Source organism: Flavobacterium myungsuense (assembly GCF_042677265.1).
Taxonomy (GTDB): Bacteria; Bacteroidota; Bacteroidia; order Flavobacteriales; family Flavobacteriaceae; genus Flavobacterium; species Flavobacterium myungsuense.
This window is the reverse complement of the sequence record NZ_JBHTIZ010000005.1, coordinates 461,001-481,313: the sequence shown is the minus strand read 5'-3', so window position 1 is coordinate 481,313 and position 20,313 is coordinate 461,001. Positions and strand designations below refer to the sequence as shown.

At 31.7% G+C, this 20,313-nt stretch carries 17 protein-coding genes; 13 read left to right on the top strand and 4 right to left on the bottom strand.

The features are described from left to right. The first annotated feature begins 40 nt into the window (after positions 1–40). Together fbaA and accD are read left to right on the top strand one after the other, a co-directional pair. Positions 41–1,108, top strand: coding sequence for a class II fructose-bisphosphate aldolase (fbaA, locus tag ACFQ0S_RS02595; RefSeq protein WP_379752967.1), 1,068 nt, complete (start codon positions 41–43; stop codon positions 1,106–1,108). A 64-nt stretch (positions 1,109–1,172) separates the two neighbouring features. Beyond that, positions 1,173–2,027: an acetyl-CoA carboxylase, carboxyltransferase subunit beta gene (gene accD / locus ACFQ0S_RS02590; protein ID WP_379752964.1), complete on the top strand. Its 855-nt coding sequence runs from the start codon at positions 1,173–1,175 to the stop codon at positions 2,025–2,027. Positions 2,028–2,250: 223 nt separating this feature from the next. Here the strand turns inward: accD and ACFQ0S_RS02585 are convergent, their stop codons facing one another. Together ACFQ0S_RS02585 and ACFQ0S_RS02580 are read right to left on the bottom strand one after the other, a co-directional pair. Next, a complete protein-coding gene (locus tag ACFQ0S_RS02585; RefSeq protein ID WP_379752961.1) occupies positions 2,251–3,387 on the bottom strand; it encodes an ATP-binding protein in 1,137 nt (378 codons plus the stop codon). A gap of 134 nt (positions 3,388–3,521) precedes the next feature. Continuing rightward, positions 3,522–4,772, bottom strand: coding sequence for an ABC transporter permease (locus ACFQ0S_RS02580; RefSeq protein ID WP_379752958.1), 1,251 nt, complete (start codon positions 4,770–4,772; stop codon positions 3,522–3,524). Between the two features lie 184 nt (positions 4,773–4,956). Here ACFQ0S_RS02580 and purH point away from each other — a divergent pair, with 184 nt between their 5' ends. Genes purH through rodA form a run of 6 tightly spaced genes read left to right on the top strand, consistent with a single transcriptional unit; the run spans position 4,957 to position 12,094 of the window. Next, entirely contained in the window at positions 4,957–6,483 is a 1,527-nt protein-coding gene (gene purH / locus ACFQ0S_RS02575; protein ID WP_379752955.1) for a bifunctional phosphoribosylaminoimidazolecarboxamide formyltransferase/IMP cyclohydrolase, read from the top strand. Between the two features lie 55 nt (positions 6,484–6,538). Beyond that, on the top strand, positions 6,539–7,567 hold the full coding sequence (locus ACFQ0S_RS02570; protein ID WP_379752952.1) for a rod shape-determining protein: 1,029 nt from the start codon (positions 6,539–6,541) through the stop codon (positions 7,565–7,567). A gap of 13 nt (positions 7,568–7,580) precedes the next feature. Beyond that, positions 7,581–8,402 (top strand): rod shape-determining protein MreC, encoded by an 822-nt coding sequence (gene mreC / locus ACFQ0S_RS02565; protein WP_379752949.1) that lies wholly within the window; start codon positions 7,581–7,583, stop codon positions 8,400–8,402. Further along, complete coding sequence (locus tag ACFQ0S_RS02560; protein WP_379752946.1) at positions 8,395–8,901, top strand: rod shape-determining protein MreD; 507 nt, start codon at positions 8,395–8,397, stop codon at positions 8,899–8,901. Before mreC ends, ACFQ0S_RS02560 begins: the two co-directional genes overlap by 8 nt. After that, positions 8,898–10,838 carry a penicillin-binding protein 2 gene (gene mrdA, locus ACFQ0S_RS02555; RefSeq protein ID WP_379752943.1) on the top strand — a complete coding sequence of 647 codons (1,941 nt, stop codon included), beginning with the start codon at positions 8,898–8,900 and terminating at the stop codon, positions 10,836–10,838. The genes ACFQ0S_RS02560 and mrdA overlap by 4 nt, the downstream gene beginning before the upstream one ends. After that, positions 10,838–12,094 carry a rod shape-determining protein RodA gene (rodA, locus tag ACFQ0S_RS02550; RefSeq protein WP_379752940.1) on the top strand — a complete coding sequence of 419 codons (1,257 nt, stop codon included), beginning with the start codon at positions 10,838–10,840 and terminating at the stop codon, positions 12,092–12,094. Before mrdA ends, rodA begins: the two co-directional genes overlap by 1 nt. Positions 12,095–12,429: 335 nt before the next feature. Here rodA and ACFQ0S_RS02545 read toward each other — a convergent pair whose 3' ends face one another. Beyond that, positions 12,430–14,685: a carboxy terminal-processing peptidase gene (locus tag ACFQ0S_RS02545; protein ID WP_379752937.1), complete on the bottom strand. Its 2,256-nt coding sequence runs from the start codon at positions 14,683–14,685 to the stop codon at positions 12,430–12,432. A gap of 179 nt (positions 14,686–14,864) precedes the next feature. Between ACFQ0S_RS02545 and surE the strand changes: the two genes are divergently transcribed. The 5 genes from surE (at position 14,865) to ACFQ0S_RS02520 (ending at position 19,816) form a co-directional block, all read left to right on the top strand. Continuing rightward, the gene (gene surE / locus ACFQ0S_RS02540; RefSeq protein ID WP_379752934.1) at positions 14,865–15,644 is read left to right on the top strand and encodes a 5'/3'-nucleotidase SurE; all 780 of its coding nucleotides are present in this window, start codon (positions 14,865–14,867) and stop codon (positions 15,642–15,644) included. Then, positions 15,631–15,903 (top strand): hypothetical protein, encoded by a 273-nt coding sequence (locus ACFQ0S_RS02535; RefSeq protein ID WP_379752931.1) that lies wholly within the window; start codon positions 15,631–15,633, stop codon positions 15,901–15,903. The genes surE and ACFQ0S_RS02535 overlap by 14 nt, the downstream gene beginning before the upstream one ends. 34 nt (positions 15,904–15,937) lie before the next feature. Continuing rightward, positions 15,938–17,050, top strand: a complete 1,113-nt coding sequence (gene lpxB, locus ACFQ0S_RS02530) for a lipid-A-disaccharide synthase (RefSeq protein WP_379752928.1) — start codon at positions 15,938–15,940, stop codon at positions 17,048–17,050. A 46-nt stretch (positions 17,051–17,096) separates the two neighbouring features. Further along, positions 17,097–17,720 (top strand): C40 family peptidase, encoded by a 624-nt coding sequence (locus ACFQ0S_RS02525; RefSeq protein WP_379752925.1) that lies wholly within the window; start codon positions 17,097–17,099, stop codon positions 17,718–17,720. Positions 17,721–17,791: 71 nt separating this feature from the next. Then, positions 17,792–19,816: a ComEC/Rec2 family competence protein gene (locus ACFQ0S_RS02520; RefSeq protein WP_379752922.1), complete on the top strand. Its 2,025-nt coding sequence runs from the start codon at positions 17,792–17,794 to the stop codon at positions 19,814–19,816. Positions 19,817–19,818: 2 nt separating this feature from the next. Here ACFQ0S_RS02520 and ACFQ0S_RS02515 read toward each other — a convergent pair whose 3' ends face one another. Further along, positions 19,819–20,283, bottom strand: a complete 465-nt coding sequence (locus ACFQ0S_RS02515) for a thioredoxin family protein (RefSeq protein WP_151106752.1) — start codon at positions 20,281–20,283, stop codon at positions 19,819–19,821. Positions 20,284–20,313 lie beyond the last annotated feature (30 nt).

Here is a 20,313-nt window from a genome sequence, read left to right as displayed (position 1 = left end):
TTTTTGCGCACTTAATCTGTAAACTAAAAAAACAAACACAATGGCACACAACATTAAACCTGGTGTTGCAACAGGCGACCAAGTTCAAGAAATTTTCAATTATGCAAAAGAAAAAGGTTTTGCACTTCCTGCAGTAAACGTAATTGGTTCAAGTACGATAAACGGAGTATTAGAAACTGCTGCAAAACTAAATGCACCAGTAATTATTCAGTTTTCTAATGGTGGCGCACAATTTAATGCCGGAAAAGGATTGTCAAATGCTAATGAAAAGTCAGCCATTGCTGGAGGTATTGCTGGAGCAAAACACGTTCATACCTTAGCAGAAGCTTATGGAGCAACTGTAATTTTACATACTGACCACTGTGCTAAAAAATTATTGCCTTGGATAGATGGATTACTGGATGCTTCAGAGAAAAATTTTGCTGAAACAGGAAAACCATTGTTTAGTTCTCACATGATTGACTTATCTGAAGAACCTATTGAAGAAAATATAGAAATTTGTAAAACCTATTTGGCTAGAATGAGCAAAATGGGAATGACTCTAGAAATAGAATTAGGAATAACTGGTGGTGAAGAAGATGGTGTAGACAATTCTGATGTTGATAGTTCAAAACTATACACTCAGCCAGAAGAAGTAGCATATGCTTACGAAGAATTAATGAAAGTAAGTCCGCGTTTTACAATTGCAGCAGCTTTTGGAAACGTTCATGGTGTTTACAAACCAGGAAATGTCAAATTAACTCCTAAAATCTTGAAAAATTCTCAAGATTATGTACAAAATAAATTCAACACAGGACACAATCCAGTAGATTTTGTTTTTCATGGTGGATCTGGTTCAACAGTAGAAGAAATCCGTGAGGGTATTTCTTACGGAGTAATTAAAATGAATATCGATACTGATTTGCAATTTGCATTTACAGAAGGAATTCGCGATTATATGGTGAATAAAATTGATTATTTAAGAACTCAAATTGGAAGTCCTGAAGGGGCTGATTCTCCAAACAAAAAACATTATGATCCAAGAAAATGGATTCGTGAAGGTGAAGTAACTTTTATCAAAAGATTAGAAGAAGCATTCGCTGATTTAAACAACGTAAACACTTTGTAATTAACAATTGATAATTGACAACTACTAATTTTTAGTTGTCAATTATCCATTATCCATTAATACTATGGCTTGGTTTAAACGAACAGAAAAAGGAATTACAACAGCAACCGAAGACAAAAGAGATGTGCCAAAAGGATTGTGGTATAAATCTCCTACCGGAAAAATAATAGATGCTGATGAATTGGCACGAAATCTTTGGGTAAGTCCTGAAGATGATTTTCATGTACGTATTGGAAGTTCTGAATATTTTGAAATTTTGTTTGATAACAATGAGTTTAAAGAACTAGACAAAAACCTACAATCTAAAGACCCACTGCATTTTGAAGATACTAAAAAGTATGCTGATCGTTTAAAAGACGCTATGTCAAAAACAAACCTTAAAGATGCCGTTCGCACTGGAATTGGAAAATCTAAAGGAAAAGATTTAGTGATTTGTTGTATGGATTTTGCTTTTATAGGAGGTTCTGTTGGAGCAGTTGTTGGAGAAAAAATTGCTCGTGCAATAGATTATTCAATCAAAAACAAAGTTCCTTTTTTAATGATTTCAAAATCAGGTGGTGCTAGAATGATGGAAGCAGCCTATTCTTTAATGCAATTAGCCAAAACAGCAGCTAAATTAGCGCAACTAGCTGAAGCCAAAATTCCTTACATTTCATTATGTACTGACCCAACCACTGGAGGAACAACTGCTTCTTATGCCATGCTGGGTGACGTAAACATATCTGAACCTGGTGCCTTAATTGGGTTTGCTGGTCCTAGAGTGGTAAAAGACACTACTGGTAAAGATTTGCCCGATGGTTTTCAAACAGCAGAATTTGTTTTAGATCACGGATTCTTAGATTTTATAACTCCTAGAAAAGAGCTAAAAGATAAAATTAATTTGTATCTCGATTTGATACAAAATAATGAAATTAGATAAATAGAAATCCTGAGCAATCAGGATTTTTTTTAAAATAACAATTAAATCCCCGTTCTAATAGCCTCTATAGGATCTAATCGTGATGCTGAAATGGCTGGTAAAATGCCCGAAACAAAACCTATTGTAACGAATAAACCTGTTCCATAAAGGATATTTCTGACAAAGAAAAAGGCATCAAAATCTAATGCTTTTAAAAAAATTGATACAATTAAATTTTTGGTTTTTACAAAGCATTCTCTTTTACAATTATTTTCTCAAAAAAATTGTCAGGCGATATAAGTTGCGTTTTTGCATTGGGATAACTGTTGGTAAACGCTTTGGATATTTTTCCTTTGTTGCCCCACTTCATTTCGTAAGCCGTGATTTGTTGTTCGTCCTGAACAATAAAATCAACTTCTTGCTGCTGCAAGGTTCTCCAAAAATAATAATTATACTCTTTTTGGGCATATTCGTTAGCTTTAATGATTTCCATGACCACAAAGTTTTCCCATAAAGCTCCCACATCATTTCGCAATTCTATGGGTGAAAAATTATCAATAATGGCATTGCGAATTCCCAAATCATAAAAATAAACTTTTCGCATTTTAGTCACTTCTTTTCTTTCGTTAGTGGCGTAACTTTTTAGACGAAACAAAACAAACGATTTTTCTAGCAAATCGATGTAATTATCTACTGTTTCTGATTTAACTTTTAGTTGGCTTGCTAATTCATTTAGAGAAACTTCATTGCCTATTTGATGCGCTAAAAGTTGCAATAACTTATTTAACAGATCCGGTTTTCTAATGTCTTTCCATGCCAAAACATCTTTATAGAGATATTGATTAGCAATGCTTTTTAGGTATTTTTTAGCGTGGCCTTTATGGTTTAAAACATCGGGATACATCCCGTGCACTAGATGCCAATTTAAGTTTTCAGTAAACTTTAGAAAACCTTTTTTGGTGTATATTTCTTCCATACTCAACGGATACAAATGAAATAGAAAATGCCTTCCAGTTAAGGGTTCAAAAATTTCGTCGGCTATTTCTAAAGCAGAAGAACCGCTGGCAATAAACTGAACGTCTTTGATGTTGTCAAAAAGCATTTTCAAACAAAGTCCAATGTTTTTAATTTGTTGGGCTTCGTCTATCAGTACAATTTTGTTGTCGCCAACAATTTGACTTAATTTTTCGACTGTGGGTTCTTCAAACATTTTTTTTATATGAGACTCTTCTCCGTTTAAACTCAAAAACGGATAAGGCAATTGTTGCAACATCTCTTTCAATAAGGTAGATTTGCCTACTTGTCGAGCGCCAATAAGCACAAGGACTTTGTCTTTAAAAAGCCATTGGGTCAATGTTTGTATTTGTAATCTTTGATACATAATGAAGCAAAGATATAAAAAAAATGAATATTAACGGAAAAATTAATACTTTTTTTACTAGTATAACAGAAAAATTAATATTAATATTTACGGTATACTAGAAAAATTAATACTTTTTAAAGTTGATTACGAAGCTAAATCCCGGTTCTTATCGCCTCTACAGGATCTAATCGTGATGCCGAAATGGCTGGTAAAATACCCGAAATTAATCCAATAACTGCGGCTAAACCTGTTCCGAGAAGAATATTACCAGTACCAAGAAAGAAATCAAAATCTAATGCCTTTGTCAAAACAATCGAAATAATCCAAACTAAAAACAATCCAATTATGCCGCCAATTACGGATAGTATAACGGCTTCAAATAAAAACTGCATTAAGATGAATTTATTTTTAGCACCTAATGATTTCTGAATACCTATGAGATTGGTGCGTTCTTTTACAGAAACAAACATAATATTGGCAATTCCAAAACCGCCTACAAGAAGTGAGAAACCAGCAATTATCCACCCCACAAGATTCATTTGACTAATGATACTGTCAAGAAAATCGGTAAATCCTGATAGTACATTAATAAAAAAATTGTCGATATCTCCCGTTTTTACGCCTCTATAATTTCTTAGTTTTTGGGTTAATTCAGCTTTAAAAGCAGCGATGTCAATTCCTTTTATGGGTTTCAAAATAATTACGGGTGTCAAAAAATCGGCATTATCTCCGTACATTCTTCTTAAAAAATTAGAAGGTAAAAAAACCGAAGTATCATTACTGTCTCCAAAAAGCCCTGCTCCTTGCTTTTTTAAAACTCCTATAACCGTAAAATTTTGACCATACAATCGAACCTTTTGTCCTATTGCTTCATAATTCTCGAATAAATTTTGAGCAACATCATAACCAAGAACAATTAAAGCTGCTCCTGAGTTCGATTCCGATTCATTATAAAAACGTCCTTCTTTAAAATCCAACTTCTGAATATCATCAAATTCAGATGAAACTGGAACCACATTCAAATCACTTACCGTTTTCGATTCGAACTTTATATTTTCTGGCTTTGTAAATAATTGGTAGCACAAATTTTCGGCGCCATTCATCGAACTTTTTAAATACTGGTATTCTTCATAAGTCACATTAGGGAACTGTTCTCTTTTCCATTGCGGGATTTCTGTTGGACCAAAAGAAAATTTCATTAAATAAATAGTGTTCTTATCAAGAGTACTCAAATCTTTCTTGATTTTTCTGTCTAACGAATCTACAGCAGCTAGAACGGCAATAATAGAAAAAATTCCAATAGTTACTCCCAATAACGAAAGGATTGTCCGCAATTTATTGGTGCGAAGCGCATTCATCGCAAAACTAAAACTCTCATGGAGTAATCGAAAATAAACAACCATTTATTTACTTATTAGATACTGTAAAATTCATTACAATTTTCTTAAAAACCTAATAAAATCCTACTTCAATATTTGTACTGATTTTTAAAATATTGTTACACAAATACATTGAATTTTAGGTTTAAAAAAATTACTTTTGCATTTTTAAATCTTCCTGTCGAAAGATAGGCACAACACACACAACATGACTACTACAAAAACCATTCAGTCGGCATTAATTTCAGTCTTTTCTAAAGACGGGTTAGAGCCAATTGTTCGCAAACTACACGAACAAAATGTTACCCTTTATTCAACTGGCGGAACCGAAGATTTTATTAAAAATCTAGGAATTCCTGTTGTTCCGGTCGAAGATGTTACTTCCTATCCTTCTATCCTTGGCGGAAGAGTAAAAACATTACATCCAAAAATTTTTGGAGGAATCTTGAACCGTCAAGACAATGAAAGTGATGTACAACAAATGGAAGAATATAAAATACCTCAAATAGATTTAGTAATTGTCGATTTATATCCTTTTGAAAAAACAGTTCAATCTGGAGCTCCAGAAAGTGATATTATTGAAAAAATAGATATTGGTGGTATTTCACTTATTCGTGCTGCTGCAAAAAACTTTAAAGACACGGTTATTGTTGCTTCAGTTGACGAATATAGTTTGCTTTTGGATTTAATTTCGACTCAAAATGGCACAACAACTTTAGAAAACAGAAAACTTTTTGCAACAAAAGCTTTTCATGTTTCGTCCCATTATGACACTGCAATTTTCAATTATTTTAATACCGATGAAAGCATCTTCAAAACAAGTATTGCAAACGGTCAAGTGTTGCGATATGGAGAAAATCCGCATCAAAAAGGGTTTTTCTTTGGTGATTTTGACGCTATGTTTTCAAAATTACACGGAAAAGAATTGTCCTATAATAATTTATTAGATGTTGATGCTGCCGTAAATTTGATTTTGGAATTTAAAAACGAATCGCCAACTTTTGCAATACTAAAACACAATAATGCCTGCGGATTAGCGAGTAGAAATACTATGAAAGAAGCATATCTAGACGCATTAGCTTGCGACCCAACATCAGCTTTTGGAGGTGTTTTAATTGCAAATGGAAATATTGACGCAGCAACAGCGAGCGAAATAAACAAACTATTTTGTGAAGTTGTTATAGCGCCTAGTTATGAAAATGAAGCTATTGCTATTTTATCTGAAAAGAAAAATAGAATTATATTAATTCAAAATGATGCAGAGTTACCGCAGAAACAAGTTCGAACTTGCCTAAACGGACTTTTAGTTCAAGATAAAAACAACATTACAGATGCTAAACAAGACTTAAAAACCGTTACTATAACAAGTCCAACCGCTCAGGAAATCGAAGATTTGATATTTGCCTCTAAAGTTTGCAAGAATACCAAATCGAACACTATTGTTTTTGCAAAAAATGCAACTTTAATCTCCTCTGGAACAGGACAAACATCTAGAGTAGATGCATTGACGCAAGCTATTGAAAAAGCAAATACATTTGGTTTTGATTTAAATGGAGCGGTAATGGCAAGTGATGCTTTTTTTCCTTTTCCTGATTGTGTAGAAATTGCTAAAAAAGCAGGGATTACTGCTGTTATTCAGCCAGGAGGCTCAATAAAAGATGAATTAAGTATTAATTATTGCAATGAAAATAAAGTTGCAATGGTATTTACAGGAACACGTCATTTTAAACATTAATTTGTTTAACTTTGTATGCTAAAATTTATATAAATAATAAACCCTTAAAAAACTTATGGGATTTTTTGATTTCATGACCGAGGATATTGCGATAGACCTTGGCACCGCAAACACGTTAATCATTCACAATGACAAAGTTGTTATTGATAGTCCATCTATAGTAGCTCGTGATCGTATATCGGGTAAAATAATTGCCGTAGGAAAAGAGGCAAATATGATGCAAGGTAAAACGCATGAAAACATAAAAACCATAAGACCTTTGAAAGATGGCGTTATTGCTGATTTTGATGCTTCTGAAAAAATGATTAGCATGTTCATAAAAAGCATTCCTGCTCTAAAGAAAAGAATGTTTACTCCTGCACTACGAATGGTGGTTTGTATTCCTTCTGGAATTACTGAAGTAGAAATGCGAGCTGTAAAAGAATCTTGTGAACGTGTAAATGGAAAAGAAGTTTATCTTATACATGAACCAATGGCTGCGGCAATTGGTATTGGCATTGACATTATGCAACCTAAAGGAAATATGATTGTTGATATAGGAGGTGGAACTACTGAAATTGCTGTTATTGCATTGGGCGGAATTGTATGTGACAAATCGGTGAAAATTGCAGGTGACGTTTTTACAAATGATATCATTTATTATATGCGTACGCAACACAATTTATTTGTTGGAGAAAGTACTGCCGAGAAAATTAAAATTACTATTGGAGCCGCTATTGAAGATCTAGAAACTGCTCCAGATGATATGTCTGTTCAGGGTAGAGATTTATTAACCGGAAAACCAAAGCAAGTGGAAGTTTCTTATAGAGAAATTGCCAAAGCATTAGACAAATCTATTCAGCGTATTGAAGATGCTGTAATGGAAACCTTATCTCAAACTCCTCCAGAGTTAGCTGCCGATATTTATAATACAGGTATTTATCTTGCTGGTGGAGGTTCGATGTTGAGAGGCTTGGATAAAAGAATTTCTCAAAAAACGGATTTGCCAGTATATATAGCAGAGGATCCATTAAGAGCCGTAGTTCGTGGAACGGGAATGGCACTTAAAAATATTCCTAAATTTAGAAGTGTTTTAATTAAATAATTACGACTAATTAATGCAGCAAATATTTAATTTTATATTTAAAAACAGCTATAGATTGCTGTTTTTGCTGCTTTTGGGAACCTCATTAATCCTAACTATTCAGTCACATTCATATCATAGAAGCAAAGTAATCAGTTCGGCCAATTTTTTAACAGGCGGTGTTTATGAGAGAATAAATTCAATTAGTGAATATTTGAATTTAAAAACTCAAAATGAGGAATTAGCTCTTGAAAATGCGAGACTGAAAAGTATTATTTTTAATGCAAAGGACACTACCTCCATACCTAAAATTGACACAATTAGAGGAGTTAGCAAAGCTAATATTATAGTTTCTAAAGTAATTCACAATTCCTATAGTTCATATGAAAATTACCTCACCATCAATAGCGGAGAAGCTGCTGGGATAAAATCAGATATGGGAGTAATTAATAGCGCAGGGATAATTGGAATTATTGATAAGACTTCGAAAAATTATGCTACCGTTATTAGTATTTTGAACGTGAAATCTCAAATTAATGCAAAAATTAAAAAATCAAATCATTTTGGTTCATTGGTTTGGAATGGGAAAAGTACTGGATTTGTTCAATTAATTGATGTCCCAAGATTAGCATCCGTAAGAAAAGGAGATACCATTGTTACCGGAGGACAATCGGTTATTTTTCCTGAAAACATTGGAATAGGAACTATCAACAATATCTATATTGATAATAAAACCAATTACTATACACTAAACATAAAACTTTTTAATGATATGACAAATTTGGGTCATGTATATATCATTAAAAGTAAAGATAGCGATGAAATTAAAAACTTAGAGAAAAAAGAAGATGAATAGCACCATCTTTGTAAATATAGCTCGATTTATTCTGCTTTTAGCGGCTCAAGTTCTTATTTTTAATAATATGAATTTTTTAGGATATATCAATCCGTATCCTTATATTTTATTTATTATTCTTTATCCAGTAAATGGCAATAAATACGGTCTTTTACTTTCCAGCTTTTTATTAGGTATTATTCTAGATATGTTTTGTAATTCTGGAGGAGTTCATGCAGCTTCTTGTTTAGCATTAGCCTATTATAGACCCTACATTTTTAAGTTTTCATTTGGTTTAAGTTATGAATACCAAACCGTAAGACTAAATGATATTCTTACTCCTGAACGATTTTCATTTATTCTTTTTTCAGTTGTTCTGCATCATTTTGCTATGTTTTTACTTGAAGTTTTTAGATTAAACTTTCTATTTGAAATTCTTCTAAAAACTATTCTTAGTACGGTTTTTACCATAATTATTTGCATTATAATTATTTATATTATAAAGCCAAGTAAGCGATGAGAAAAGTATTATTACCTACAATAATTATTATTGCAACCATCTTGCTTATCTTGAGGCTTTTCTATTTGCAGGTAATTAATGATTCTTTAAAATTAAAATCAGATAACAACGCCATTAAAATTCAATATGACTATCCTGAGAGAGGTTATATTTATGATAGAAATGGAGTTCTTCTTGTAGCCAATCAACCGTCTTATGACATCATGGTTATACCACGAGAATTAAAAAATATTGATACTTTAGAATTCTGCAAATTATTAAATATTCCTAAATCAGAATATATAAGGATTATTAAAAAGGCAAAAGTATATAGTCCTAGATTACCATCTGTGTTTCTTCCGCAGTTAAATAAATTAGAATTTGCGGCTTTTCAAGAAAAAATCAGAAAGTTTGAGGGATTTTATATTCAAAAAAGATCCCTTCGTGATTACCAAGTAAATTTTGGATCAAATGTTTTTGGTTTTATAACACAAGCCAACGAAAGAACAATAGAAAAAAACCCTTACTACAACAGTGGAGACTTGCTAGGCATGCAAGGCGTAGAACAAAGTTATGAAGAAGTACTACGCGGAATAAAAGGAGTAAAATATATTCAAAAAGACAAATACAATAGAGAAATTGCCTCCTATAAAGAAGGGGAGTTTGATACAATTGCCGTTCAAGGAAAAGATATTAATTTAACTATTGATGCCGAACTTCAAAAATATGGGGAGGAATTGATGATTAATAAACGCGGAGGAATCGTTGCAATTGAGCCTAAAACTGGAGAAATCCTAGCACTGGTTACTGCTCCTTCATATGATCCTGCTATTTTAGTTGGAAGACAACGCTCAAGAAATTATACAAGATTATACCGAGATTCAATAGCTAAGCCTTTATATGACAGAGGATTGCTTGCAGAATATGCGCCAGGCTCCCCTTTTAAAATTATTACAGGATTAATTGGATTACAAGAAGGAGTAATAAACGAGCAAACAACCTTTATATGTCATCACGGTTTTAGTTATGCACCAGGTCGTTTTATGGGATGTCACGGCTTTGGGCCACATCAATTGCATAACGGAATTTATAATTCTTGCAACACTTATTTTGCCAATGTTTATTTAAGGATAATAGGGAAATATGTAAGTGCACCTTATGCAGTAGATGTATGGAGCAAACATGTTAAAAGTTTTGGGCTTGGACAATTTATGGGTTATGATTTACCTACAGGTAGAAAAGGTAAAGTTCCTACTTCAAAAACATATAAAAAAATATATCCAGACTGGAAATGGAGCGGTAAAACGATTATTTCCAATTCCATTGGGCAAGGAGAGGTTTTGATGACCCCCATTCAATTGGCGAATATGATGGCTACCTTAGCAAACCAAGGCTATTATTATACCCCTCACATTATTAAAAAAATTAAAGGCGAAAAAATAGATAAAAAATTCACAACTAAACATTTCACTTCTATAAATAAAAAATATTTTGCTCCTATGATTAGCGGTTTATTTGATGTTTATAATTTTGGAACTGCAAGCGCACTTCGTGTAGAAGGAATTGATATTTGTGGAAAAACGGGAACGGCTGAAAATTTTGCTAAAATAAATGGAAAAAGAACGCAACTAGATGATAATTCTATATTTGTTGCCTTTGCACCAAAAGACAATCCTAAAATTGCAATAGCTATTTACGTGGAAAATGGTGGTTTTGGCGCAACAATTGCAGGACCAATAGCTAGTTTGATGATTGAGAAATATCTTAGACACAAAATAACAAGGACTGATTTAGAAAAGAGAACACTGGAGAGAAGTCTACAAGACAGATATGCTAAATATACTGGAAAAAAAGTAGTTGATAGTTTATCGATTATTAAAACAAGAATAGCAGATAGTTTAGCAAAGCTAAAACCAAGATCGGTTTCAACTGACAGCATAAAGAAAAAGAATAATTAATGAAAAACCAAAGTGTAACAAATAATCTCGATTGGGTAAGTGTTGTTATCTATATCACTTTAGTGGTTATGGGTTGGTTGAATATTTACTCTTCTTCTTTATCTCTTTCAAATGATAATTATATTTTTGATTTATCACAATTTTATGGCAAACAATTATTAAGTATTGTGCTGACTATTCCATTGATTTTTATGGTTTTATCAGTGGATGGAAAATTCTACGAAAAATATTCGACTATAATCTTTGGAGTTGCTTTATTATCATTAGCCGGATTATTTGTTTTTGGAAAAACTATAAAGGGACAAGCCAATTGGTATTCGTTTGGTTCATTCGGATTACAGCCCTCTGAATTTGCTAAAGCAGCAACAGCACTGGCAATAGCCAAATATTTAAGCGATACGCAAGTAAACTTAAAAGATATAAACAAGCAAATACAAGCATTAGGTATCATCCTTTTACCTATTCTTTTAATTGTACCTCACGATCCAGGAAGTGCTTTAATATATACCATTTTCATTATCGTTTTATATCGTGAAGGATTACCTCCTTGGTATCTTTGGACTGGTTTTATTGCTATTATTGTGTTTGTATTCTCGTTAATTTTAGAACCTTGGGCAGTAATTTTAATTTCTTTTTTAGTTATTTGTTTCATCTATTATAAAAGCCGAATAATCGATAGAAACGTTGTTGCGAGTGCTGTAATTCTCGTATTAATTTCAGGATTTGTATTCTCAGTTGATTATGTTTTTGACAACGTTTTTAAACAACACCACCGTGACCGTTTTAATATTCTATTAGGTAAAGAGGTAGACATGAAAGGCATTGGCTACAACACAAACCAATCCGAAATTGCAATTGGCTCAGGAGGTTGGTTTGGAAAAGGTTTTCTTGAAGGTACACAAACTAAAGGTGGATTTGTACCGGAGCAACACACTGATTATATTTTTACGACAGTTGGTGAAGAATGGGGGTTTTTAGGAAGTTTAATAGTCATTGCTTTGTTTATAGGTTTAATTTTCAGAGTAATATATTTATCTGAAAGGCAAAAAACAAAATTTAGCAGAGTCTACGGGTATTGTGTAGCCGCCATATTATTTATGCATTTTTTTGTAAATATTGCCATGGTTGCTGGAATATTCCCAACAATAGGGGTTCCTTTGCCTTTCTTTTCCTATGGAGGATCGGGACTTTGGGGTTTTACAATATTACTATTTATCTTCTTAAAAATGGATGCCAATAAAGTAAATGAGTGGTAAATTTATCGCTTAATCAAAGCTCCATTACTTAAATGAATTACTGTTTATAGTACTTACTGTTAAATCTTCATGTGTAGGAAAAGAATCTGTTACTGTCTTTTTTTCTATATCATCTCCAGAAACAATGAAATTATATAATTTATTTCAGATTTTTTATAGAATTAAAAAGCAATCATATTTTTTTTCAGCATTTTGTCTAAGTTGAATTTTACAAATAAATAATGAAAGTAAATGATGATGTACAATAATTAAACACTAAAAAACCCATAAAAATAATTTTTTTATGGGTTTTTTATTTGAACTATCTAAACTGATTGAGTTTAAAAAATAATCAACTACGATTTAACTAATTTATCTTTTTTTAAGGGTTCAATATTCTTTTTTACAATTGGTTTAGTTTGTAAATCGTTAAGAATATTAATTGCTTCTTCTACATAAATGTCTTTAGACAAGCTTTCGTGCCATCTTTCTCTCTTTTCTTTTAAAGCTCCATCTGTTTTCATTGCCTCAATTTCAGTTGGCAAAGAATAAAACTTTAATTGCGTTTGATAATCAGCAATCGATTTGAATTTTTTTGCAGCCTCTTCAATTGTATTTTGCTCCTTCTTAAATTTATCAATATTTAAACTATAAATATTTTCTTTATTTCTGGTATCAATCCATTTTGCATTTTCCTCAATTAATTTAAACTTATCATTCAACGCTACTCTTTTCTTACTATTTTCTATGGCAGCATCAAAATTGGTTTGCTTGTCCCAAAAATTAAATAGTGCTGGATCTATTTTATCCCAAGGCATAGCATTATCAATATCACGCTCGCCCATTTTTAAGTACGAATAACGATCAGGCATTGCCACATCACTTGTTACTCCCTCCAATTGGGTTGAACCTCCGTTAATTCTATAAAATTTTTGAGTGGTTGTTTTTAATGCTCCTATATCGCCAATAGCACTATTTCTAACAAATTGATTCAAATCAATTACATTTTGAACCGTTCCTTTTCCATAGGTTTGCTTACTACCAATAATAATTCCTCTTCTGTAATCTTGTATTGCCGCAGCTAAAATCTCTGAAGCAGATGCCGAAAAACTATTTACCATTACAACTAATGGCCCGTCCCATTGTACTTTTTTATCTCTATCATAAAGCACTTCTTTTTTTCTGCCAGCCGATTTTATTTGAACTACAGGACCTTCTTCAATAAATAACCCAGCAATATCTACTACTGTTTTTAAAGAACCTCCTCCATCATCACGAACATCAACTATGATTCCGCTAACACCTTCTTTTTTTAATTTATCAACTTCAATAGCCATGTCTTTACCAGCATCCCTACCGTCGTTATTCTCAAAATCGATATAGAACTTAGGCAAATAAATGATTCCGTATTTTAAACCATCTTTTTCAACTACGCTTGATTTTGCATACGTTTCTTCAATTTCAACGATATCTCTAATGATTGAAATTATTTTAATGGTTCCATCTACTTTTTTTACGGTAAGCCGAACTTCGGTTCCTTTTGGTCCTTTTATTTTTTTAACTACATCGTCAAGATGCATTCCAACAACATCTACAGGTTCTTTGTCGGCTTGGGCGACTTTCATAATAACATCTCCAGCTTCCAGTTCTTTTCCTCTCCATGCTGGACCTCCTGAAATTAGTTCTGAGATTTCGGTGTAGTCATTTTTCTTTTGAAGTCTAGCGCCAATCCCTTCTAGTTTTCCACTTATACTAACATCAAATTGCTCTTTTGCATCTGGTGGAAAATAATTTGTATGAGGATCAAATCGAGTTGCAATAGCATTAATGTAAATAGAAAACCAGTCATTTCTTTCTAAATCTTCTACAAAATCATAATATTCATTAAACGATTTTAGCGAACTTTCTCTAGTTTCTTTTTCAAGTTGCTGAAAAGTCTTGATTGGTGCGCTATCTGAATCTTTATCTTGTTTTTTATCAGTACTGATATTCTCTGAAGAAGATTTTAAAGGATTTTCTGTTTCTTTTTTATCTTTATCTACAACCCCGTTTTTTTTATCTTCTTGCATTTTTAATTTATCTGTCAAAGAAGAAAGAGTTGATAACTTGATTTGTTTTCTCCATTTCTCTTTCAACTCCTTAGATGTTTTAGCAAAAGGCAAAGTCGCATAATCAGTATTAAAATCTTCTTGAACAGAATAATCAAAAGGTTTGTCTAAAATTTCTTTATAAAAACTTTTACTTTCAGAAAGTCTTTTTACTAATCTATCATAAGTCAAATTAAAAAAAGTTAAATCTTTATTTTTAATTTGATCGTCTATTTGCAATTCATACTTAGCAAATTCATCAACGTCAGATTGTAAAAAAAAACGCTTTGATGGATCTAATGCTTCAATATAATCTTTATAAACCCCTTTAGAAAAAGCATCATCAATAACAGCTGGATCATAATGACCTCTCTCTATTACAAAAGTCAATAACTCTAATAACAATTTGTCTTTTTCAGGGTCTTCTGTTGATTTTGGGATAAAACTCCACAAACCGATAGAAAAAGCAACAGCAATAAGTATAATTTTATAATTCCTTTTCATATATTGAATAATAACAGTCATTAAATTTTTTAACTAAAGTACACAAAAAACCATGCCAACTAATTCTTGAGCGCTTAATTTTTTGTTAAAGGTACTAATTTACATACATCCTAACAAAAAAGCTTATTTTTGTAGCATTATTTTAAAAACTACTATTTTAAATTACCTACGCTACTTTTGATTTTAACCATATATTTATAATGAAGAAACCATTAATATTAGTAACAAATGACGACGGTATTTCTGCTCCCGGAATAAGAAGTTTAATAACTGTAATGTCAGAAATTGGAGAAGTCGTTGTTGTTGCTCCAGACAAACCTCAGAGCGCAATGGGTCATGCTATAACGATAAACAGCACATTATATCTAAATAAAATATCGAAAGAAAACGCAATAATTAAAGAATATAGTTGTTCAGGAACTCCGGTTGATTGTGTAAAACTGGCAGTAAACGAAATTCTTCATAGAAAACCAGATTTGTGTGTTTCAGGGGTTAATCATGGCTCTAACTCTTCTATAAATGTTATTTATTCCGGAACAATGAGCGCTGCAGTTGAAGCTGGTATTGAAGGAATACCGGCAATTGGTTTTTCATTATTAGATTATGAATGGAATGCCGATTTTGAGCCTATCAAATCCTATATCAAAAAAATTACTATAGAAACTTTAACAAAAGGATTGCCTATAGGAGTCGTTTTGAACGTGAATTTTCCTAAACTTAAAGAAAATGAAATTAAAGGAATTAGGATTTGTAGACAAGCAAAAGCATTATGGGTCGAAAAATTCGACAAACGAAAAACCCCTCATGGCAAAGATTATTACTGGCTTACTGGTGAGTTTGTAAATGAAGATAAAGGCGAGGATACTGATGAGTGGGCTTTAGATAATGGTTATGTATCCGTTGTACCTGTTCAGTTTGACATGACGGCACATCATACGATTCAACAACTAAACACTTGGGATCTAAATGAAAAAAACTGATTTAATTTTAGGCACATTTGTAGGAATCCTTTCAGCAGTATTAGGATGTTTCATTTTTATTGAAACATTAACCAAATATTCCTTTATTGATGGTTTGGAAATGATGAAATCGAAAGGAGAATTAGGTAAAATAATTACTCTAGGCTCAATATTAAACATAATTGTCTTTTTTATTCTATTAAAATTTGATAAAGAATTAATGGCTAGAGGAGTTATTTTAGGAACCATACTTTTAACAATTGTAACTTTGTTTGTCTAAAAATAATCAAGAAAACAATAATAGATTTATTGAAATGAAATACTATATCATTGCAGGAGAAGCTTCTGGAGACTTACACGGTTCAAATTTAATGAAAGCATTATATCTAGAAGATGCCAATGCTAACATTCGGTTTTGGGGTGGCGATTTAATGAAAACTGTTGGCGGAACTTTAGTAAAACACTACCGAGAATTAGCATTTATGGGATTTATTGAAGTGATTTTCAACTTAAAAACCATTATAAACAACATCAAATTTTGTAAAAAAGACATTCTAGATTTCAATCCTGATGTAATTGTGTTTATTGATTACCCTGGTTTTAATATGCGTATTGCAAAGTGGGCTAAAGCAAATGGTATAAAAACGCATTATTACATTTCGCCACAAATTTGGGCTTGGAAAGAAAATCGTATAGAAGCCATAAAACGAGATTTTGATAAACTTTATGTCATTTTGCCTTTTGAAAAAGATTTCTACGAAAAAAAACACGGTTTTGCAGTAGAATTTGTAGGCCACCCATTAATTGATGCAATTCATAATCGAAAAGCTATTGAAGTAGATACATTTATAAGAGAAAACAAACTAGAAAAAAAACCAATTATTGCTGTTCTTCCAGGAAGTAGAAAACAAGAAATTACCAAAATGCTTTCTGTTATGTTAAGTGTTGTAGATGAGTTTCCTAATCATCAATTTGTTATTGCTGGCGCACCTAGCCAAGAGTTCGGCTTTTACCAGCAATTTTTGAAAACTAAAAACGTGCATTTTATTGCAAATAAAACCTATGATTTATTGAGTCACGCTACTGCTGCTTTAGTAACTTCTGGAACTGCAACTTTAGAAACTGCATTATTTAAAGTTCCTGAAGTAGTTTGCTACAAAGGGAGTTGGGCTTCGTATCAAATTGCGAAGCGAATTATAACCTTAAAATACATTTCTCTTGTAAATTTAATCATGGACAAAGAGGTAGTTACTGAATTGATTCAAGAGAAATGCAATTTTAAAAACTTAAAAACCGAATTGCAAAAACTACTAGAACCCAGTCACAGAAAACAACTTTTAGAACAGTATGAAATTTTAGAATCAAAACTGGGAGGAATTGGCGCAAGCGAAAAAACCGCAAAGTTAATTGTACGAAACCTGACTTAAATCCGTTTTAAATTTAATTTTCTAAATTTGTAAAAAAATTATTGTTTTGAAAAACATTGCTCTTTCCTTAATTCTTATTGTCTTTTTAAGCTCATGCAAGTCTAAATCAAGCATTATTACATCTAAAACCGAAGCCGAAAAAAGAGGAATCTATAGTTTGCCACAATCTAAAAAAGTAATTGCGAAAAATGATAGGACTACTAAACCTTCTGTACCCAAATCAACAAAAAAATCAAAACTTAACGAAAAAAATGAGGATGATTTTGTTGTTTCTGATGATGACACGAGCTATTTGGTAAAACAATTAATCAATACAGCAGCTGCAAATCTTGGTGCCAATTATAAATCAGGAGGAACCACACCAGAAGGTTATGATTGCTCCGGATTGATGTATGCTACTTTTAAAAAATTTGATATTGTTTTGCCTCGCTCCTCAGTAGATATGGCAAAAATAGGGGAGAAAATAAGTACTGATGCTATCAAAAAAGGCGACCTCATTTTCTTTAAAACCAATGGCCGAAACGTTATTAATCATGTTGGGATGGTTGTAGAAATAAACGATGATGAAATAAAGTTTATTCACTCTTCTACACAAAAAGGAGTTATTATTTCATCGACTAAAGAACCGTATTACGAAAAATCTTTTACGCAAGTAAATAGAATTTTATAATAACACATATTACTTGTTAAAATTACCTATCTTAGTTTTTGAATCGATTAAAAAACTTAAGACTATTTAGCATGAAAGTAATGCAATTTCCATTAGCAAAAATTACAATTGCTTTTGTATTTGGAATATTAATGTCTTTTTATACAAATCCCAATCCTAAATTGGCATTCACTTTTCTTTTAATCTCTTTTTTATCCATTTGTATCACTTTACTTTTATCAAAAAAAGACTTAATACAAAAAACATACTTCGGATTTTCTCTCCTATTCCTATCCTTTTTTATAGGATTTACTACTCAAGTCACTCGTTCTGATATTTTTCAGAAAAGCAATTATGTTCATCAAATTAAAGATGACAAAAAAGAACATTTGCTGGAAATTGTGCTACGAGAAAAATTGAAAAACTCAACATTTAGCAATCGTTACATTGCCATTGTAAAAAAAATAGACAACATTGAAAGTTCAGGAAAAATTCTTGTTAACATTTACAAAACTTCACTTTCAGAACAAATAAAAATAGGATCGAATTTACAAATTAAAGCCGCTGTATTTAAACACAAGCCAGCCAACAATCCTGACCAATTTGATTACGGAAAGTATTTAACTAATAAATCGATTTTGGCACAAATGTATGTTAGTGTTTACGATATAAAAATCAGTGCTGAAATCGAAAAAGATATTTACTACTACTCCGACAAACTTCGCAATAAAATAATAAATAATTTAAGACAAAGTGGCTTTAACAATGAAGAATTAAATGTAGTTGCTGCGCTAATTTTAGGACAACAACAAGATATCTCGCCAGAAATCTTACACGATTATCAGTTTGCAGGTGCTATTCATATTTTATCGGTTTCTGGATTGCATATTGGTTTTATTTTACTTTTTATTACTTTTTTGCTACAACCGCTACCTAAAAATAATTTTGGCTCTTATCTAAAATTAAGTATTATTCTACTTTCGTTATGGGGATTTGCATTTCTTGCTGGTTTATCGCCAAGTGTGATTCGTTCTGTAACTATGTTTTCATTTGTAGCTATTGGAATGTGTTTAAAAAGAAAAACAAATGTCTTTCACACATTATTAGCCTCTCTATTTTTCATTCTCCTTTTTGAGCCATCCTTTCTATTTGATGTTGGTTTTCAACTCAGTTATGTAGCACTTTTTTTTATTCTTTGGTTACAACCATTATTAGCGGGTATTTGGATTCCAAAAAATAAAATTCAAAGCTATTTTTGGGATATTATTACAGTTTCATTTGCTGCACAAATTGGAGCTATGCCTTTGAGCATCTATTATTTTCATCAATTTCCTGGATTATTTTTTGTTACCAATTTAATAATTCTTCCGGCATTAGGAGTAATAATGGCATTAGGAGTTTTTGTAATGACTTTAGCCAGTTTTGATTATGTAAACCTTTTTCTTGCAAAAATTTTAGAATGGAGCATATTTCTTTTAAACAAAACGATAAATTGGGTAGCATCTTTTGAGCAATTCATTTTTCAAGATATTCCATTCAATTGGTATATGACCGTTAGCTCCTATTTTGTAATTATTGCAATGGTTATTTGGTTTAAAAAACCCAACTATATTAAAATGGCAATCACTTTGATTACAATACTACTATTTCAGGGAACTTGTTATATTTCGATTTGGAAAACGCAAAGTCAAAGAGAATTCATTGTTTTTAATATAAAAAAATCAACTTTGATTGGAGAAAGGAATGGACAACATTTGACTATATTTAGTAAAGATAGTATTCAAAACAATTCAATGCTGAAATCGTATCAAGTTGCTAACTTCACCACATTAAAAACAATAAAAGCTTTACCAAATCTTGCTTATTTTAATGGTAAAAAAATTTTAATCATTGATAGTTTAGTTATTTATTCTTTGAATAAAAAACCTAATGTTATCATACTTACAAAATCGCCAAAATTAAATTTAGAAAGACTTTTTTTAAAAATGAAACCGCAACAAGTCGTTGCAGATGCTTCAAACTATAAAACCTATATTAAAGTTTGGAAAAAGACTTGTATCAAATATAAAATCCCTTTTCACGCTACTGGAGAAAAGGGATTTTATAGAATGGATTAATATTATCCTTTTGAAGTCAAAATTTGATTGGCATTTTCAATCCATTTAGAAGGACCTCCGGCTACATATCCTGTACTGCCAATTTTATTAAAATTTATTTTTTCATCTGCTTTTTGAGGATTTGCTAACCAAATAGTTGGATAACCTCTCACTTCAAAAAGTTGTTGTAATTGTGCGTTTTGACTTTGAATTTCGGGCTGTTGAGGAGATCTTCTCGGGAAATCTACCTCTACCAAAACCACATTTTCTTTTGCCCATGAGCTAAATTCTGGAGTTTTAAGCACTTCATTTTGTAAACGGATGCACCACCCGCACCAATCGCTTCCTGTAAAAAACAACAATAGTGGCTTTTTAGTTTTTAAAGCAACTTGAGTTGCCTTTTCTAAATTAGTTTCCCATTTTAATTCTTGAGCCTGAACTGCCATAGAACCAATCACTAACAAAAGTATTAAACCTATTTTCTTCATTTTTATCTTATTATTTAAAATTTAGTTTTC

Bases quoted from the DNA above. Each gene is read 5' to 3' on its own strand.
- fbaA (WP_379752967.1), top strand. From the start codon at position 41: ATGGCACACAACATTAAACCTGGTGTTGCAACAGGCGACCAAGTTCAA.
- accD (WP_379752964.1), top strand. From the start codon at position 1,173: ATGGCTTGGTTTAAACGAACAGAAAAAGGAATTACAACAGCAACCGAA.
- ACFQ0S_RS02585 (WP_379752961.1), bottom strand. From the start codon at position 3,387: ATGTATCAAAGATTACAAATACAAACATTGACCCAATGGCTTTTTAAA.
- ACFQ0S_RS02580 (WP_379752958.1), bottom strand. From the start codon at position 4,772: ATGGTTGTTTATTTTCGATTACTCCATGAGAGTTTTAGTTTTGCGATG.
- purH (WP_379752955.1), top strand. From the start codon at position 4,957: ATGACTACTACAAAAACCATTCAGTCGGCATTAATTTCAGTCTTTTCT.
- ACFQ0S_RS02570 (WP_379752952.1), top strand. From the start codon at position 6,539: ATGGGATTTTTTGATTTCATGACCGAGGATATTGCGATAGACCTTGGC.
- mreC (WP_379752949.1), top strand. From the start codon at position 7,581: ATGCAGCAAATATTTAATTTTATATTTAAAAACAGCTATAGATTGCTG.
- ACFQ0S_RS02560 (WP_379752946.1), top strand. From the start codon at position 8,395: ATGAATAGCACCATCTTTGTAAATATAGCTCGATTTATTCTGCTTTTA.
- mrdA (WP_379752943.1), top strand. From the start codon at position 8,898: ATGAGAAAAGTATTATTACCTACAATAATTATTATTGCAACCATCTTG.
- rodA (WP_379752940.1), top strand. From the start codon at position 10,838: ATGAAAAACCAAAGTGTAACAAATAATCTCGATTGGGTAAGTGTTGTT.
- ACFQ0S_RS02545 (WP_379752937.1), bottom strand. From the start codon at position 14,685: ATGACTGTTATTATTCAATATATGAAAAGGAATTATAAAATTATACTT.
- surE (WP_379752934.1), top strand. From the start codon at position 14,865: ATGAAGAAACCATTAATATTAGTAACAAATGACGACGGTATTTCTGCT.
- ACFQ0S_RS02535 (WP_379752931.1), top strand. From the start codon at position 15,631: ATGAAAAAAACTGATTTAATTTTAGGCACATTTGTAGGAATCCTTTCA.
- lpxB (WP_379752928.1), top strand. From the start codon at position 15,938: ATGAAATACTATATCATTGCAGGAGAAGCTTCTGGAGACTTACACGGT.
- ACFQ0S_RS02520 (WP_379752922.1), top strand. From the start codon at position 17,792: ATGAAAGTAATGCAATTTCCATTAGCAAAAATTACAATTGCTTTTGTA.
- ACFQ0S_RS02515 (WP_151106752.1), bottom strand. From the start codon at position 20,283: ATGAAGAAAATAGGTTTAATACTTTTGTTAGTGATTGGTTCTATGGCA.